This window comes from Algicella marina (assembly GCF_009931615.1).
GTDB lineage: Bacteria > Pseudomonadota > Alphaproteobacteria > Rhodobacterales > Rhodobacteraceae > Algicella > Algicella marina.
The window spans coordinates 1,458,870-1,475,482 of the sequence record NZ_CP046620.1 but is presented as its reverse complement, the minus strand read 5'-3'; the positions used below and the strand labels follow the sequence as shown (position 1 = coordinate 1,475,482).

At 58.6% G+C, this 16,613-nt stretch carries 17 protein-coding genes; 12 read left to right on the top strand and 5 right to left on the bottom strand.

Annotated features, from left to right (window positions below):
• Nucleotides 1–20: 20 nt before the first annotated feature.
• On the bottom strand, nt 21–776 hold the full coding sequence (locus tag GO499_RS07320; RefSeq protein WP_161861584.1) for a helix-turn-helix domain-containing protein: 756 nt from the start codon (nt 774–776) through the stop codon (nt 21–23).
• A 260-nt stretch (nt 777–1,036) separates the two neighbouring features.
• Here GO499_RS07320 and GO499_RS07315 point away from each other — a divergent pair, with 260 nt between their 5' ends.
• Entirely contained in the window at nt 1,037–1,435 is a 399-nt protein-coding gene (locus GO499_RS07315) for a hypothetical protein (RefSeq protein WP_161861583.1), read from the top strand.
• A 59-nt stretch (nt 1,436–1,494) separates the two neighbouring features.
• On the top strand, nt 1,495–2,373 hold the full coding sequence (locus GO499_RS07310) for a sulfurtransferase (protein ID WP_161861582.1): 879 nt from the start codon (nt 1,495–1,497) through the stop codon (nt 2,371–2,373).
• Between the two features lie 114 nt (nt 2,374–2,487).
• Here the strand turns inward: GO499_RS07310 and GO499_RS07305 are convergent, their stop codons facing one another.
• Genes GO499_RS07305 through GO499_RS07295 form a run of 3 tightly spaced genes read right to left on the bottom strand, consistent with a single transcriptional unit; the run spans nt 2,488 to nt 4,687 of the window.
• Nucleotides 2,488–3,420: a methyltetrahydrofolate cobalamin methyltransferase gene (locus tag GO499_RS07305; RefSeq protein ID WP_161861581.1), complete on the bottom strand. Its 933-nt coding sequence runs from the start codon at nt 3,418–3,420 to the stop codon at nt 2,488–2,490.
• 20 nt (nt 3,421–3,440) lie between these two features.
• On the bottom strand, nt 3,441–4,364 hold the full coding sequence (locus GO499_RS07300; protein ID WP_284154921.1) for a methylenetetrahydrofolate reductase: 924 nt from the start codon (nt 4,362–4,364) through the stop codon (nt 3,441–3,443).
• A 14-nt stretch (nt 4,365–4,378) separates the two neighbouring features.
• Nucleotides 4,379–4,687: a virulence factor gene (locus GO499_RS07295; RefSeq protein ID WP_161861579.1), complete on the bottom strand. Its 309-nt coding sequence runs from the start codon at nt 4,685–4,687 to the stop codon at nt 4,379–4,381.
• A gap of 176 nt (nt 4,688–4,863) precedes the next feature.
• Here GO499_RS07295 and metF point away from each other — a divergent pair, with 176 nt between their 5' ends.
• The 10 genes from metF (at nt 4,864) to GO499_RS07245 (ending at nt 14,648) form a co-directional block, all read left to right on the top strand.
• Nucleotides 4,864–5,763: a methylenetetrahydrofolate reductase [NAD(P)H] gene (gene metF, locus GO499_RS07290; RefSeq protein ID WP_161861578.1), complete on the top strand. Its 900-nt coding sequence runs from the start codon at nt 4,864–4,866 to the stop codon at nt 5,761–5,763.
• A 151-nt stretch (nt 5,764–5,914) separates the two neighbouring features.
• Entirely contained in the window at nt 5,915–7,048 is a 1,134-nt protein-coding gene (locus GO499_RS07285; protein WP_161861577.1) for a Ppx/GppA phosphatase family protein, read from the top strand.
• Complete coding sequence (locus tag GO499_RS07280; protein ID WP_161861576.1) at nt 7,035–7,766, top strand: RlmE family RNA methyltransferase; 732 nt, start codon at nt 7,035–7,037, stop codon at nt 7,764–7,766. Before GO499_RS07285 ends, GO499_RS07280 begins: the two co-directional genes overlap by 14 nt.
• Nucleotides 7,767–7,855: 89 nt before the next feature.
• Nucleotides 7,856–9,037, top strand: coding sequence for a pyridoxal phosphate-dependent aminotransferase (locus GO499_RS07275; protein WP_161861575.1), 1,182 nt, complete (start codon nt 7,856–7,858; stop codon nt 9,035–9,037).
• Between the two features lie 153 nt (nt 9,038–9,190).
• The gene (locus GO499_RS07270; RefSeq protein WP_161861574.1) at nt 9,191–10,366 is read left to right on the top strand and encodes a phosphoserine transaminase; all 1,176 of its coding nucleotides are present in this window, start codon (nt 9,191–9,193) and stop codon (nt 10,364–10,366) included.
• Nucleotides 10,332–10,871, top strand: coding sequence for a GNAT family N-acetyltransferase (locus tag GO499_RS07265; protein WP_284154920.1), 540 nt, complete (start codon nt 10,332–10,334; stop codon nt 10,869–10,871). The genes GO499_RS07270 and GO499_RS07265 overlap by 35 nt, the downstream gene beginning before the upstream one ends.
• Nucleotide 10,872: 1 nt before the next feature.
• Entirely contained in the window at nt 10,873–12,465 is a 1,593-nt protein-coding gene (serA, locus tag GO499_RS07260) for a phosphoglycerate dehydrogenase (protein WP_161861573.1), read from the top strand.
• A gap of 116 nt (nt 12,466–12,581) precedes the next feature.
• Nucleotides 12,582–13,874: an adenylosuccinate synthase gene (locus GO499_RS07255; protein ID WP_161861572.1), complete on the top strand. Its 1,293-nt coding sequence runs from the start codon at nt 12,582–12,584 to the stop codon at nt 13,872–13,874.
• 46 nt (nt 13,875–13,920) lie between these two features.
• Nucleotides 13,921–14,187, top strand: coding sequence for a DUF2842 domain-containing protein (locus GO499_RS07250; RefSeq protein WP_161861571.1), 267 nt, complete (start codon nt 13,921–13,923; stop codon nt 14,185–14,187).
• A gap of 2 nt (nt 14,188–14,189) precedes the next feature.
• Entirely contained in the window at nt 14,190–14,648 is a 459-nt protein-coding gene (locus GO499_RS07245) for a CreA family protein (RefSeq protein WP_161861570.1), read from the top strand.
• 22 nt (nt 14,649–14,670) lie between these two features.
• Here the strand turns inward: GO499_RS07245 and GO499_RS07240 are convergent, their stop codons facing one another.
• Nucleotides 14,671–16,584: a hypothetical protein gene (locus GO499_RS07240; RefSeq protein WP_161861569.1), complete on the bottom strand. Its 1,914-nt coding sequence runs from the start codon at nt 16,582–16,584 to the stop codon at nt 14,671–14,673.
• Nucleotides 16,585–16,613 lie beyond the last annotated feature (29 nt).

Sequence of the window (16,613 nt, the reverse complement as noted above, 5' to 3'; positions counted from 1 at the left end):
TCCGCCTCTCCGCCGCCCGTTTACGCCGGATTGGCCGCCATCCACTCCAGAACCACCGCGCTGGCCTCGTCCGCCGGGTGGAAAAGCTCGATCCGCAGATCCGCCACAGTCAGGTCCTCGGCGCCGCCAAACTGCGCGATGGTCGACAGCAGCGTCAGCCGCGCGTCGCCCAGTTGCATCACCGAATGCAGGAACGGGGGCAGGGGGCCACGTCGCGGCGCTGCCTGTGTATCGAGTAGCCGCGCCGCCACCTCCAGCGTCTCCAGCCCGCCTGCGGCCGCGCTTTCCGTCCGCAGCCGCGCCGCCAGATGTCCCGCCATCTCCTCCCAGTTCTCGAACAACGCCGCCCCGGCTCCCTGCGTCACCAGCACATCCAGCACCGATGCACCCACCTCCAGCCCGGCGAACACGCGCCGCGCCGCGCCGTTCATCGCCAGCAGCCGCCACTCGGCGTCCAGCGCCACGCCGGGGTAAGGGTCATGCCGGCGCAGCATCCGCTGCATCGCCGTCAGCACCGGCGCAAGCTCCGGCTCCGTCAGGCTGCGGGCGCGATGCACCGGCGCGAACCCCACCGCCTCCAGTGCCCGGTTGCGCGCCGCCGGCGCCAGTCGCAACACATCCGCCAGCCGCAATACCAGCCCCCGGCTCGGCCGCGACCGGCCGCTCTCTATGAACGACAGGTGCCGCGCCGAAACACCGACCTCCAGCGCCAATGCCATCTGGCTCATCCGCTGGGCCTTGCGGCCCTGCCGCAGCACGTCTCCGAATGCCTCCATGTGGCCCTCCGTAAACTTGTTTCGCCTCAGGTAATCAGTACCACTACCTTGCACGTCAGATTTTCAATTACCTCGCAGGTAATGGTTTTGCTTCTGTCGCGGGTAGCAGTTGTCATTACCTGACAGGTAATTGTTTCGATTACCTTTTTCGCGCGATCTCTTCCTCGTTGTAGCTCAGGCACTGAAAGGAAGATGTCATGCCATACCAAACCCATACCGAAACCATACCAAACCCATATTTGGCTTCAGTTAAGTTTTACTTGTCTGTCGCCGCCTTGGTCACAACCGCGTTCGGCCTGCTGATCGCTCTTGCTGCCCACCCGGCCACCAGTTCTCTGATGCAGCCGCTGGTGGGCCTTATCCTGTGGGCCGAGCCGGAGCTTGCAGGCCGCGAAACCCGCTTGTTCGCCGCCATCGCCGGCGGTGTCATGTTCGGTTGGGGGTTGATGATCCTCGCCCTCGTGCGCCACCTCGCCGATACCCGTCCCCGCCTGACGGCCCGGCTGATCCTCACCGGCATTCTGCCGTGGTTCGCGCTCGACAGCCTTGCCTCCCTCGCCGCCGGCGCACCCCTCAATGTCGCCGCCAACCTGGTCTTTCTGGCCGCCTTCGCCGTGCCAGCCCGGTGGTTGGCAGCAGGGCAGGGTGCCGACAATTGATTTGGCAACCGGCGGGGCGGGGCCTATATCCAAGGGCAATCAAACAATGGGAGAAAGCCATGCCTCGCCTGTTCACCACCGTCATCGCCGGATTGTTGGCCCTGCCGACCGGTGCCTTCGCTCTGTCGCCCCTTACCTCTGCCAACGAGGCGCTGCCGCAGGACGCGTTGATCATCGACATCCGCGCGCCGGAAGATTTTGCTGCCGGCCACATCCCCGGCGCGGTCAACGCCCCTTACGGCAAGTTCCGTGGCCCGGCCGAGAATCCTGGCCGCGTGCCAGATGCCGCCTCACTTGAAGAAACGCTTGAAAGCATCGGCGCGGAAACGGATAAATCGGTCATTGTTGTCCACGAAGGCAAGAATGCCACCGATTTCGGCGCCGCCGCCCGCGTGTACTGGACGCTGAAGTCCGTGGGCTTCTCTGATCTCTCGGTGCTCAATGGCGGCTACACCGCCTGGGCCGAAACCGGAGCCGCGCCTGAGACCGGCGCCGTCACACCCGAGGTGTCCGACATTGATCTCACCTTCTCCGACGACTGGATGATGACGACACAGGGCGTCGAGGACGTCGTCGCTGGCACGTCCGAGGCGGTACTCCTCGATGCCCGTCCGCTCGATTTCTTCGAGGGCCGGCAGAAGCACGACGCCGCCGAGAAGGCTGGCACGCTGTCCGGTGCTCTCAACTTTGTTCATTCGGCGTGGTTCCCCGGCGATTCACCAGTCATCGAACCGTCCGAGACGAAGCTCACGGAGATCAGGGATATCGCCGCTGCCGAAGGCGACAAGCCCCTCGTCAGTTTCTGCAACACCGGGCACTGGGCGGCCACCAACTGGTTCGTGGCGTCTGAACTTGCCGGCATCGACAACGTCAAGCTCTATCCCGAAAGCATGGTTGGCTGGACCCTGCTCGACAAGGCCGTCACCAACGGCGGCTGAAACGAAAACGGGGGCCGAACGGCCCCCGTATTCAATCCGACTTAACCCTGTTGTGCGATAAAGGGCTTCGACATTTCAGCTACAGGTCCTCAGACAAGGAAACCTGAACTGAACTTACCCCCGGCGCCGCCTGCGTCCCTCACGCGTCCCCCGCGCGCCCGGCTCGACCTCGCCTTCGGCAACAGGCGCCTTGTTGGAGCGAATCCATTGCGCTCCGTGCGGGTCATTGTTCATCAGGAAGTTGGCGGCACGGATCGCCTCCATCTCCTGCGGCCGCACCGGGTTCATGATCGCCGAAGTCATCCCCGAGGCAATCGCCATCGGCAGGAACGATGCGTTGATCCCGTGCCGGTTCGGCAGCCCGAACGAGATGTTGGATGCGCCACAGGTCGTATTCACACCCAGTTCCATGCGCAATTTTCGAACCAGTTCAAACACTTGTAGCCCCGCCGTCGCCATCGCGCCGACCGGCATCACCAGCGGATCGACCACAATATCATGCGCCGGAATTCCGAAATCCGCCGCACGTTCGACGATCTTCTTGGCCACGGCAAACCGCACCTCCGGGTCTTCGGAGATCCCGGTATCATCGTTGGAAATCGCCACCACTGGCACGTTGTATTTCTTCACCAGCGGCAGAATCGCCTCCAGCCGTTCCTCCTCACCGGTAACGGAGTTCAGCAACGGCCGACCCTGCGCCACTTCCAGTCCCGCTTCCAGCGCTCCGGGAACCGAGCTGTCGATGCACAGCGGAACATCCACAAGCCCTTGGACAAGCTCAATAACCTTCCGCATCAGCGGCGGCTCTGTCTCGTTCGGATTGGGGTTCGAGTTGTAGACGACTCCGGCATTCACATCCAGCATTGTCGCCCCGCAGGCCACCTGCTCCAGCGCATCCTTCTCAACAGTCGAGAAGTCCCCGGCCTCCAGTTCCGCCGCCAGTTTCTTCCGCCCTGTCGGGTTGATCCGCTCACCGATCACGCAGAAGGGCTGATCGAAGCCGATGATAGCGGTCTTCGATTTGGATTCGACAATCGTTCGTGTCATTTTTCTCTTTCTGTTCAGCCCTATACGGCTACACGGCCAGCGGATAGGCCGTATTCATCCATGAATTCCGCCGCCTTGGTGATACCGCCCAGCGGAAAGACATGCACGGATTCAATATTGAAATCCGGCGTCCGCGCCTTGTGCTCTGCCAATTCGCGCAGAAACGCCTCTGGCGTAAAAGGCAGCATCAGTTTCGAAAGATCTGCCGCCCGACGCTGCAACACCCGCAGCGATGGCCCGACCCCGCAGACCATAGCGAACTTGATCAGCGTCTGAAGCTTCGCGGGGCCCGCGACACCGATGTGGATCGGTAGTGTAATTCCTTCTTCTTTCAACAGGTTTGCCCATTCAATGACAGGCGCAGCCTCGAAGCAGAACTGGGTCGCGATAGCCATTTCGGCATCCGTCCGGCTCTGGAAGTCGTTCTTCCAGCGCAGCGCTTCGGACACCCGCGCGATACCTCCATCCGGGTCGATATCCCGGTTTCCTTCCGGATGGCCGGCTACGTGCAACCGCTTGAAGCCGTGCTTGTCGAACAGCCCGGTTTCCAGCATCTGCATGCTGTCGGAAAAGTCGCCCACAGGCTGGTTAACGCCGCCGGCGAGCAAGAGCGCCTGCTCCACACCGACATCCTTGTATGCTTTGATCCAATGCTCCAGCACGTCCTTGCCCGCGATAATCCGCGCCGGGAAATGCGGCATTACGATGAAACCCTCTTCTGTCAGGCGCGCAGCGGTCGCCACCATCTCGTCGATTGGGGTGCCGTCGATATGGGCAATGTAAACCCGTGTACCCGCGGGAAGAATCGCGCGAAAATCGTCAATCTTTTCTGCGGTACGCGGCATGACCTCGATGGAATACCCATCCAGGAATGCACTGAGTTCGCCCGACTGGGGGCGGGGGGCAGCAGTGGCCTTGCGGCCGAAACTCAGAATGGAAGCCATGCGCTCACTCCACGTCATTCAGGGCCCTTGGCCCAACCGTCGTTACCGATCAACGCCTTGATCATTTCCGTGTCATATGTCGCTTCCAGACGCTCCGCTTCGGCCTTTGCGACATCTGGCGCTTCACCTTCGACTTCATAGGGCTTCGCACGGCGCCACTCAGCCAGATATGCGTCCGTATCCGATGCACCAATCTTCATCGCACACCTGTCTATGGCCTGCTCGAACCTCTCCGACAATTGCACTTTGGAGCCACGCCGCCCCTTGCCGACTATTACCTGCGCAGGGATATCCCGCCAGTAAACTATGGTAACATCTGCCATGTCTTTCCCGCCTCCGCCGTTGGATGCCGAACTTTCGCAACGGTCTACTTTGGTGCAAGACCTCTCGCTGAAAAACATGCAAGTCAACAGGAAATAGGTCGCAATACGCCGTTGAACGGTCGGAAAATGAGCGTATAACACACCGACCAGATCCACAGATGGCAGGACTGAACCAAATGACTACTTTTGAACAGCCGGACACGTCGCGTCGGTCTCTTTCTTTCGAGTTCTTTCCGCCGCAAACGACGGAGGCAACGCTGCGCCTCTGGCGGTCCGTCGAGCGCCTGGCACCGTTGCAGCCACAGTTCGTATCCGTGACATACGGCGCGGGCGGCACCACACGGGATCGGACGAAAGCCGCGATCCGGACCATTAGGGACCGTGCGCATCTGAATGTGGCCGGCCATCTCACCTGCGTTGGTGCGACACGCGAGGAAACGCTGGAAGTGGCTTCCGAATACTCCGCCATCGGCGTGAACCGAATTGTTGCTCTGCGCGGCGATCCTCCCAAGGGCGTCGACAACTTCACACCGCATCCGGATGGCTTTTCCGGTTCAGTGGAACTGGTCGGTGCCTTGGTTGAACGCGGTTACGACGTCGCCGTCGGAGCATATCCAGAGCCACACCCCGAAGCCCGGACAGCGGATGACGATATCAACCAACTGAAAGCAAAAGTGGATGCCGGTGCGACGTCGGCGATCACCCAGTTCTTTTTCGACACGGAGCTTTTCCTGCGTTTCCGCGATCGGTGCGTCGCGGCGGGAATTGATGTGCCGATCCATCCTGGCATCCTGCCTGTCGAGGACTTCACTCGCATGAAACGCTTTGCCGGCGCATGTGGTACGAGCGTTCCGACATGGATGGACGATGCGTTTGGTCGTGCAGAAAACGAGGCATCCGCAACGCTACTTGCAACGGCCATCGCCACTGATCATTGCGATATCCTGATGCGCGAAGGCTGTGACCATCTGCATTTCTACACGCTCAACAAACCCGATCTGACCTACGATATATGCCGCGCCCTCGGTTTCGCGACCGCGGACTTGATGATGGCTAGCGGGCAGGGTGCCGCCTGACAGGTCGCTTGAGCACGTTTCGCACAAAATCAGATATTTGTCAGTCCATGCCGTATGTCAGATGCGGCTTCGCTTGCGCTCGGATACTGGCGTGATGTAGCCTTGGGCAAAGGCCGTTCCGTCGGGGAATGGCATAAGATTGGTTACCCAAATGGCGCAGGATTCGTCTTTTTCTGCGCAGGACAGTATTATTCGCCCCCGTAAGCGCGGGGGTCGGAACCCTGCGCAGGCTCCTGGCGCGCTCTATGCGGCGCTGGACCTGGGCACGAATTCGTGCCGCATGCTGATTGCGCGCCCTGAAGACGGGCGGTTCCGCATCGTGGACGCTTTTGCCAAGTCCGTTCGCCTCGGCGCTGATCTGGAGCGAACGGGCGCGTTGTCAAGGCCTTCGGTAGAGCGAACGATAAGAGCCTTGCAGGTTTGTGCCACAAAGCTGCGCAAGCTTGATGTGCGACACATGCGGCTGGTGGCCACGGAAGCGTGCAGACGGGCAAGCAATGGCGGCAATTTTCTGGACCAGGTCCAGAAACGAACGGGCCTCGCGCTTGAGCTTATTCCGCCGGAGGAAGAGGCGCGGCTGGCAGTCATTTCCTGCGCTCCCCTCGTTACCCAGACCGCCGATCATGTCATGGTCTTCGATATCGGAGGCGGCTCCACCGAACTCGTTTGGATCGACATCACCAACGTTCCACCGGAAGAACGCTCTGCCGCCGTCATGCGGCTGCAGATGGATCGTGATATCGCTGAGGTCAATGGTGCGAAACTGGTCGACTTCATTTCGGTGCCGCTTGGTGTTGCCACGCTGCACGAACGTTTCAACGACGTAGAGGACGAAAGCGCGCGTTTCGCACTGATGTCATGGTATTTCGAGGAGCAGCTTGCGAAGTTCCGACCTTATGAAGATCTGGACATGCTGGAGGGCGTACAAGGCTTCCAGATGATAGGCACGTCGGGAACCGTCACAACGGTTGCCGCTTCCCATCTTGGCCTGAAACGCTATGACCGACGCAAGGTGGATGGCATTACATTGACCGAAGCGCAGATCGACACGGTGATCGCCCGCATGATGGCTCAGGGCAGGGAGGGGCGCCGAAACGATCCCTCCATCGGTCGGGATCGAGCCGAGTTGATCATGTCTGGCGCGTCGATTCTACAGACCCTCTTACGCATCTGGCCCACAGATCGGCTTGGCGTGGCTGACAGGGGGCTGCGCGAGGGCATGCTATACTCGATGATGGAAGCGAATGGTGCGTTTCCGACGAAAGGCCAAAATGACCAAGGATAACAAACCCACCCGCAACACGTCCGGCAGAGGGCAACGTGATTTGCGGGTGCGTGTGAAAACAGCCAAGGGCCGCAAGATCAGTTCCACACGGTGGCTCGAACGGCAACTGAACGACCCCTACGTTCAAAAAGCGCGGCGAGAAGGCTTTCGCGGCCGTGCAGCCTTCAAAATTTTGGAACTGGATGAAAGGTTTCGCTTTCTTGTGCCCGGCGCTCGCGTCGTCGACCTCGGTGCGGCACCTGGAGGCTGGGCGCAGGTAGCGGTTCCGAAAATCAATTCCAACAACGCGCGCAAGGGCAAACCTGTTGGCAGATTGATCGGCGTCGATATTCAGGAAATTGATCCCATGGACGGCGCTGAATTTCATGTGTTGGATTTCCTGGAGGATGGCGCCGACGACAAGGTTAAGGCATGGCTTGGTGGTGGGGCGGACGTGGTGATGTCTGACATGGCCGCCGCCTCGTCCGGTCACAAGCAGACAGATCACCTTCGGATCATGGCATTGGTGGAGGCTGCAGCGTACTTTGCCTTCGACGTGCTGGAGCCCGGTGGAACATTTGTTGCAAAGGTTCTGGCCGGCGGCGCCGAGAGTGACGTGATGCAGGTCCTGAAACGCCATTTCGACAAGACGATCCATGTAAAACCACCGGCCAGTCGCGCAGACAGTTCCGAAAAGTTCCTCGTGGCAACTGGTTTCAGGGGCGGCGTCGCGGATTGAAAGGGTGGCCGGAAGGGCTGTATTGACAGGTTGCCTGTGAGCGGTATTGCTGACACTTGCCAGTGATGCGGGAAACAGGAGTGAATTCAATGGCTTTGCATACGATTTCCGGTTTCGACCGCATTGGAGAAGAAAACGCCTTTGCTGTTCTCGCACGGGCCAATGCCCTTGCTTCGGAAGGCAAGGACATCATCAACCTCGGAATTGGCCAGCCAGATTTCCCAACACCGGAACATATTGTCGAAGCCGCTGTGAAGGCGTTGCGGGATGGTCAGCACGGCTACACCGCTGCCACGGGAATACCGCAGTTGCGCGCGGCGGTTTGCGCCGATCTTCAGCATCGGCTTTCTGTGGATGTTTCACCGGAGCGGGTGCTGATCGTGCCTGGCGGGAAGGTGACGATGTTCCTGGCAATTATGATGTTTGGCGAACCGGGTGCTGAAATTCTTTATCCTGATCCGGGTTTTCCGATCTACCGTTCGATGATCGAGTTCACCGGCGCCACACCGGTGCCCATTCCCATTCGCGAAGAAAACAATTTTGCCTTTTCAGCAGAGGAGACCCTGTCACTTATCAACGGCAGGACCCGACTGATCATTGTCAATTCTCCGGCCAACCCGTGTGGCGGCGTGACGCCGAGGAAAGAGATCGACCGCTTGGTTGCCGGTTTGACTGAATGGCCCGACCTAGCAGTGATGTCGGATGAGATATATGGGCAAATGACTTACGGGGAGACCGAGCACGTCTCACTGCTCGGCTACCCGGAAATTGCCGATCGACTGATCTATCTCGATGGTTGGTCGAAGACCTACGCCATGACCGGCTGGCGGATGGGCTACTCTGTCTGGCCCGAGCTGCTTTTTGACAAGGCAAGAAAAATGGCGGTGAATTCGTGGTCCTGTGTAAACGCCCCGGCTCAGTGGGCGGCTCTGGCCGCGCTGACCGGGCCGCAAGACTGTGTGGCAGAGATGGTCTCTGCCTTTGATCGGCGGCGCAAGGTCGTCGTCGCCGGGCTGAATGATCTGCCGGGGGTGAGCTGCATTGAGCCGCAGGGCGCCTTCTATGCCTTTCCCAATATCAAGGAGACCGGTTTCAAGGCCAAGGCGCTTGCATCGGCTCTGTTGGAGGACGCAGGTGTGGCCGTAATCGGCGGACCTGATTTTGGTGTTCTCGGCGAGGGATACATCCGCCTGAGCTATGCCAACTCGGAGGCGAACATTGTCACCGCGCTCAGCAGGATTGGCGACTTCCTTCGAGAACACTCCGCCTGAAATTCCAATCACGTTTTTGCCTCCTCTTGCCGCCCCACCAGTTTTCAGTTGAACGGCACCCGGGAACCGGCGTAGGAAGCGGGTGGGCAGGTCACCGGGTTATGGGCGAGCGGTGGCAGGCTCAGGAATTTCGCCCTGACGATGGAGCCGTCCATGAGCTTCCCTGAACGGCCGCAGGTAAAACCTGCGCGCGCCGAATTCTCTTCCGGGCCTTGCCCGAAACATCCCGAATGGTCCGCTGAAGTTGTAGCGTCCAAGGCATTCCTTGGCCGCTCGCATCGCGCAGCTGATCCGAAGGCGCAATTGAAGCGCGTCATTGACCGGACCAAGTCTCTTCTAGGTGTGCCGGAAGACTACCGTCTTGGCATCGTTCCCGCGTCGGATACGGGCGCGTTTGAAATGGCGATGTGGTCTCTGCTCGGTCCTCGCCCGGTAGATATGCTGGTATGGGAGAGTTTTGGTGCCGGCTGGGCAACAGACGCGACGAAGCAGCTCGAATTGCAGGATTGTCGGGTACTGAAGGCGGACTACGGCTTGCTGCCGGACTTGTGCGAAGTGCGTATCGACGCCGATATCTGCTTCACGCAGAACGGGACCACCTCCGGTGCTCGGGTTCCGAACTTCGACTGGATTGCCAATGAGCGTGAAGGGCTGACGCTGGTCGATGCGACCTCTGCGGTCTTTGCTCAACCGGTAGATTGGTCGAAGGTCGATGTGCTGACCTTTTCTTGGCAGAAGGTTCTTGGAGGAGAGGGGGCGCACGGCGTCCTGGTGTTGAGCCCACGGGCTGTCGAACGATTGGAAACCTTTGCGCCGACACGTCCTCTGCCCAAAATTTTCCGCCTAACGAAAGGCGGAAAGTTGATCGAGGGCATTTTCCGCGGTGAGACGATCAATACACCGTCGATGCTGGCCGTGGCCGATTGCGAGGATGCATTGGATTGGGTCGATCGTATCGGCGGTGTTTCGGCGACGATGCGACGGGCCGATGCCAATTTCCGGGCCTTGCAGGCTTGGGTGGATGCAACGCCGTGGGTTGAAAATCTGGTCGCGCATGATGACGCACGGTCCAACACCTCAGTCTGCCTCAAGATTGTCGATCCAGCGATCGCCTCGATGACCGATGAGGCACAAGCAGCCTTCAGCAAACGCATGGTCGGAATGCTCGCCGCCGAAACCGCGGCCTATGATATTGGCGGTTATAGGGACGCCCCTCCGGGTCTGCGGATCTGGTGCGGCGCGACAGTGGAGACCGCCGACATAGAGGCGCTGACACCTTGGCTTGATTGGGCCTTTGCTGCTGCAAAGAATGAATTGGCGACGACCTGAAGGCGACATCATGCGTCTACGCCAGGCAACTCCGGCTGACATTCCGATGCTGAGACACTGGGACGACCAACCTCATGTGGTCGCTGCCGGCGTCGAAGCATGGGAATGGGAAGAGATGCTGTCAGTCAGCCCTTCATGGCGTGAACTGCTCATTGCTGAAACGGAGAGCAGGGCTATTGGCTTTATTCAGATCATCGATCCGGAGTTGGAGGATGCTCATTATTGGGGCGACTGCGGATCGGGCCTTCGGGCCATCGACATCTGGATTGGCGATGTCCGCGATACCGGCCGAGGCTTCGGAACAGATATGATGCGTCTGGCCCTTGCCCGATGCTTCTCAGAAAAAACTGTCAGCGCCGTCCTCATCGACCCGCTGGCTTCCAACACATCGGCCCATCGCTTCTACCGCCGACTGGGCTTCCAATTTCGCGAACAGCGCCTGTTTGGTGACGACGACTGTTTCGTATTTGAACTGACGCGCACCGAATGGTGCAAAGGAGACTAAAATGCCCAAAGTTCTTATTTCCGACAAGCTTTCGGAGGCCGCTGTACAGATATTTCGCGACGCCGGTGTTGAGGTCGATTTCCAGCCAGACCTTGGAAAGAGCCCCGACAAACTGGCAGATATCATTGGTGACTACGATGGTCTTGCCATCCGCTCGGCCACCAAGGCGACGGCGGACCTGATTGCCAGGGCTGACAAACTGAAGGTCATCGGTCGCGCAGGTATTGGGGTCGACAATGTGGATATTCCGGCTGCCAGCGCCAAGGGTATCGTGGTGATGAACACACCTTTCGGCAACTCTATTACAACTGCGGAGCACGCGATCGCGATGATGTTCGCCGTCGCTCGTCAGATTCCGGCTGCCGATGCCTCGACCCAGGCCGGCAAGTGGGAAAAGTCGCGGTTCATGGGATCGGAGATCACGGGCAAGACATTGGGTCTTATCGGGGCCGGCAATATTGGTTCCGTCGTTGCTTCGCGGGCCATCGGCCTGAAGATGAAAGTCATCGCGTTCGATCCATTCCTTGGCACGGAGAAGGCCCAAAGCCTGGGCATCGAGAAGGTAGAGGACGTCGACGACCTTCTAGGCCGAGCGGATTTCATCACTCTACACCTGCCGAAAACCGAGAAGACTGCCAACATTCTTTCTGCTGATCGTATCGCGAAGATTAAGAAAGGCGCGCGGCTTATCAATTGTGCACGCGGCGGACTTGTCGATGAGGCTGCCGTAGCTGAGGCACTCAAATCAGGGCAACTGGCTGGTGCCGCCTTTGACGTTTACGATGTTGAGCCTGCCATTGATAACCCTCTGTTCGGACTGCCGAACGTGGTTTGCACCCCGCACCTTGGCGCTTCGACCAGTGAGGCACAGGAGAATGTGGCGCTGCAGGTTGCCGAACAGATGTCTGAATACTTGCTGAAGGGAGCAATTTCAAATGCTCTCAACGCCCCATCAGTTACTGCGGAGGAAGCGCCAGTGCTGAAACCGTGGATAGGACTGTGCGAAAAACTGGGTAGCTTCGCCGGACAGGTGACCGAAAACCCGATCAAGGAAATAGAGATCGAGTACGTTGGCAAGGTTGGCGAATTGAACCTGAAGCCGCTTACTTCCGCTCTCACAGCTGCACTGTTGCTGCCGCTCGTGGGCGAGGGGGGCGTCAACATGGTTTCCGCACCGATCGTCGCCCGTGAGCGGGGAATGAAGATATCGGAAACACGAAAGGATGCGCAGGGGGCGTTCGGCTCCTATGTCCGTCTGATCGTGACTACCGAAACCCAAACCCGTTCGGTCGCCGGAACACTATACAGTGATGGCCGACCGCGTTTCATCCAGATCAAGGGTATCAATCTGGAGGCTGAACCGACTGAACGTATGCTTTATACCACCAACAACGATGAGCCGGGCTATATCGGCGAGCTCGGAATGGTGATGGGGCGTCTTGGTATCAATATCGCGACATTCGCACTCGGACGCTCCTCGAAGGGAGCGGAGGCGATTGCGTTACTAGGGATCGATGAGGATGTGACGGAAGAGATGCTCGCAGAAATCTCTGCACTTCCACAGGTTCGCCAGGCGAAGAAACTTACTTTCTGACTCGTCATTTCGGTCGGGGGCGGTGAAGTGTCGCCCCCGGCACGACCATTTGACTTTTGCGCTTTCAGGGTCGCGGCCAATCGCGTAGACCGGGCACGGTTCAACGGGAGATCTCTATGGCCAACGTGGTTGTTATCGGTGCTCAATGGGGCGATGAGGGCAAAGGCAAGATTGTTGATTGGCTCAGCGAGCGGGCAGACGTAATTGCCCGCTTTCAGGGTGGCCACAACGCGGGTCACACCCTTGTCATCGACGGCGAGGTCTTCAAACTTTCGTTGCTACCATCCGGTATAGTGCGTCCGGGCAAGCTCTCCGTCATTGGCAATGGCGTCGTTTTGGATCCATGGGCCTTTGTTGACGAAGTGCAGAAACTTCGCGCACAGGGCGTGGAAATTACACCGCAGTCTTTGATGGTGGCAGAGAACACACCTTTGATCTTGCCGGTACACGGAGAACTCGATCGGGCTCGGGAGAGTGTAAACTCTGTGGCCAAGATCGGAACGACCGGACGGGGAATTGGCCCGGCATATGAAGACAAGGTTGGGCGTCGGGTGATCCGCGTTGCCGACTTGGCTGACGAACAAACACTCGAAACAAGATTGGATCGGTTGCTGCTACACCACGACGCTCTGCGCCGCGGGCTAGGCCTGGATGAAGTGGACCGCGTCGGATTGAAGGCTGCACTGATGGAAGTGGCACCAAAAGTTCTGGAGTTTGCCGCACCGGTCTGGAAAGTTCTGGCGGAGCGACGCAAAGCCGGTCAGCGCATCCTTTTCGAGGGCGCACAAGGCGCACTACTCGACATTGACTTCGGCACCTATCCATTCGTGACGTCTTCCAACACGATGGCGGGTATGGCCTCCACTGGTACCGGGATGGGACCGGGGGCCGTGGATTTCACCTTGGGTATTGTTAAGGCATACACAACTCGGGTGGGTGAGGGTCCCTTTCCGGCGGAGTTGAATGATGCCGACGGTCAGCGGCTTGGCGAGCGCGGCCACGAATTTGGAACGGTCACAGGGCGCAAGCGTCGTTGCGGCTGGTTTGACGCAGTTCTCGTGCGCCAAACCTGCACCACATCTGGGGTCAACGGCATCGCCCTGACGAAGCTCGATGTTCTCGATGGGTTCGATGAATTGAAGATCTGTGTCGGATACAATCTTGACGGCAAGGTAATTGACCATCTGCCGATCGCCGCTGCCCAGCAGGCGCGTGCGGAGCCCATTTGGGAGACAATGGAAGGTTGGACTGAGACGACAGCGGGCGCCCGAAGCTGGGCCGATCTGCCTGCTGCAGCCATCAAGTACGTTCGCAGAATCGAAGAGTTGATCGACTGTCCTGTAGCATTGCTGTCGACCTCCCCGGAGCGAGACGACACAATCCTTGTGCGCGACCCGTTCTCCGATTGAGAGATCGTGCTGGTACCTCAATGCGCGGCAATTCTGGAGTCACATGATGGCACTCTCCTACAGGGCCCGAAGACGCTGGTCTCTCATCGCATTGTTGGTCTGGCTACCGCTTTACATTGTTGTAGTTGTAAATCTGGTGGAGTTGCTGGACCGACCGAACATCCTGGTGGAGCTATTGGTCTACGTGGTTCTTGGTGTTCTGTGGGCGCTTCCTTTGCGGCAAATTTTTTTGGGTGTCGGCCGGGCGGCACCGGATGAGGGTGACAACGACCATTCGGAGCACCATATGCATCCTGACAATCAGGAGAAGTGAATATGCGAAACCTCTTAATGGCGATTGCCGTGTCCGGTCTGGCGCTTCCTACGGTGGCAGAGGAAGTCGGAAGCGTCGATACAGCCTTCAAGTTGCTGGGCGCCAACCATAAGATCGTCATCGAAGCCTTTGACGATCCTGAGGTTCCGGGAGTTAGCTGTTTCGTGTCTCGCGCCAAGACTGGCGGAATTTCCGGTTCTTTGGGATTGGCGGAAAACACATCCGATGCCTCGATCGCATGTCGTCAAACCGGACCGATCACCTTGCCGGATGAGGTTGAGGACGGCGAAGAGGTTTTTGGACGTCGAAGTTCCATCCTCTTCAAACGTTTGCAGGTTGTGCGGTTCTTTGATGAGACCCGCAACACCCTCGTTTACCTGAGCTATTCCGACAAACTGATTGACGGGTCGCCAAAAAATTCAGTGTCCGCTGTCGTTGTGAGGCCCTGGGTGGAGCAGTAGACGGCCAACGGGAGACGCCTGATCAGGCGTTCTCCTCGGCTTCGTCATAGGCATCCATCTTTTCAATAAAGCTTTGCATGGCCTGAGCTGACAGTACGAAACGACCGTCATCAGCTCTGGTCAGGCGGCTGCCGCGCATAAGCTTGCCGAAAGATTTGATCTTTGCCTCGGCGGAGAACTTTGTGTCATCGCCGATCTTGTCCACGATCTGCATGATTTGATTACGGGAGAATGCGGACTCTCCTTCGATCAGCATCAGGTAGGCGGCCGCAGTCTCCATCAGGTCTGGCAGAGCCGATGCGCCCATCAAATGGGCATAGCGCCGCGGTGACATGTCCTCTCCATCGTCATCAAATTCATCCGCGTCAAACTCGATAGCGACTTTGGTGCTGCCGGATGCGGCTGCGGTGAAGCTGGCGTGCAACTTGTTGGCAATTTCATTGTCTGCTGCGGCTCTCGCTGCCGCTGGTTTTTTGGCGGCTGGCTCGGGTGCAGGTTCCAACTGGGCAGGCGCGGGTTTGGTTGCCGGCTCGTCTGCCTGTTCCTGAGGCGGTGTATCTGCAGCGGCATCTTCCGGATTGCGAATGATCCGAAGCCGGCGCAGAGCGTTCTCTTCCTGACGTGCAGCAACGGACTGTTCGATCGGCTCTTTAGGAGCTTCGTCCGTCGACACGACGGAGAGCGGTTGCGGTGCCCCTTTGGGTTCTTCCGCCTTGCGACCAAGTTTCGGCATCTTGAGGCCCGCCAGTCCGGATCTCGGCTTCGCACTCTCGGGTGCATCGGCGGGTTCGTCGGAAGGCGATGATTCACCTTTTGCACGTGATCCCCTCAATGAGCCCAGTGTCCGGTTCATGAAGTTACCATCTCCGGATGCTTGACTCGCGTCCGACGGCACCTTTTCGGCGGCTGAGAGCGTGAGCGGCATAGCCTCTTCCTCAGAAGCCTCAGCCTCTGCTTCTTCCGGATCAGGCAGAAGGTCCGGGTCGGCATTGGGAGGCAAACGTGAAGTCATGGCGCCGTCAAGGAGCAGCGGCGAGTCAGCTTCCTCATTTGCAAGGGCGTTGCCGAGTACGAGAGGCTCTTCGTCCTCTTTCTCTACTTCCGGATCTTCGACCTGATCCGAACGAGAAAGGATGAATTCGTCGGTATCGAATGTGTCGAGAGCCGGCTCAGTCTCGATTGACTCATCCTGGTCTTCCGAATGGGCATGCACAGCGGCGACTTTTTCTTCTTCTGTGACTTCTTCCGCCTGGGCGTCAAGCTCTGCCTCGATGGAGGTTGCCGAAGCTTCGTCGTCGTCGGCACTAAAGTCGTAGCCGGAAAGATCAATGTCGTCGTCCTCGTCTTCGTCATCCGCCACGGCGCTGGCGAAACTGGACGCAGTTGGATCCTCGTCTTCGACGGTATCGATCAACTCTTCCGATACAGATTCCGATTCCTCGATGCTATCAAAGACATCACTGGAGGACGTATCGAATGCCGGTTCTTCAAGTGCCTCTGCCAGTGCTTCGTCAGTGTCGGCTGCGGGTGGGAGCGCCTGATCATCGGCTGCGAGTTGCTCGACTTCTTCATCACCGGAGTCCAACCCTGGCGGAGAATGACGATCTGTCTCTTCAGTCACTTCAGCGGAGGAGGCCTCGACATTATCGATGTCGAATTCACCGGGAGCAATTGGAGGAAGCACATCAAGATTACGAAGAGCCAGGCCCGTCGTAATCCGTGCGGCATCTACTTCGTTGGCGCCCGAAACTCGGGCAATTACGTTGACCAGTTCGTTGACCGCATCGGACAGATCACCTTGCGCGAAATCAGGGTCGCCTTTCCTGGCCTCGAAGAAATTCACAACCTTCCGCATGATCGGGAACGGGTTGTCGAAGCCCTCAAGTTGGCAATTGAAATCTCCGTAAGAGATTTTCAGCGTTTTGACGTCATCCATTCTAGTCTCGCTCTCGCCGTCTCTGTTTC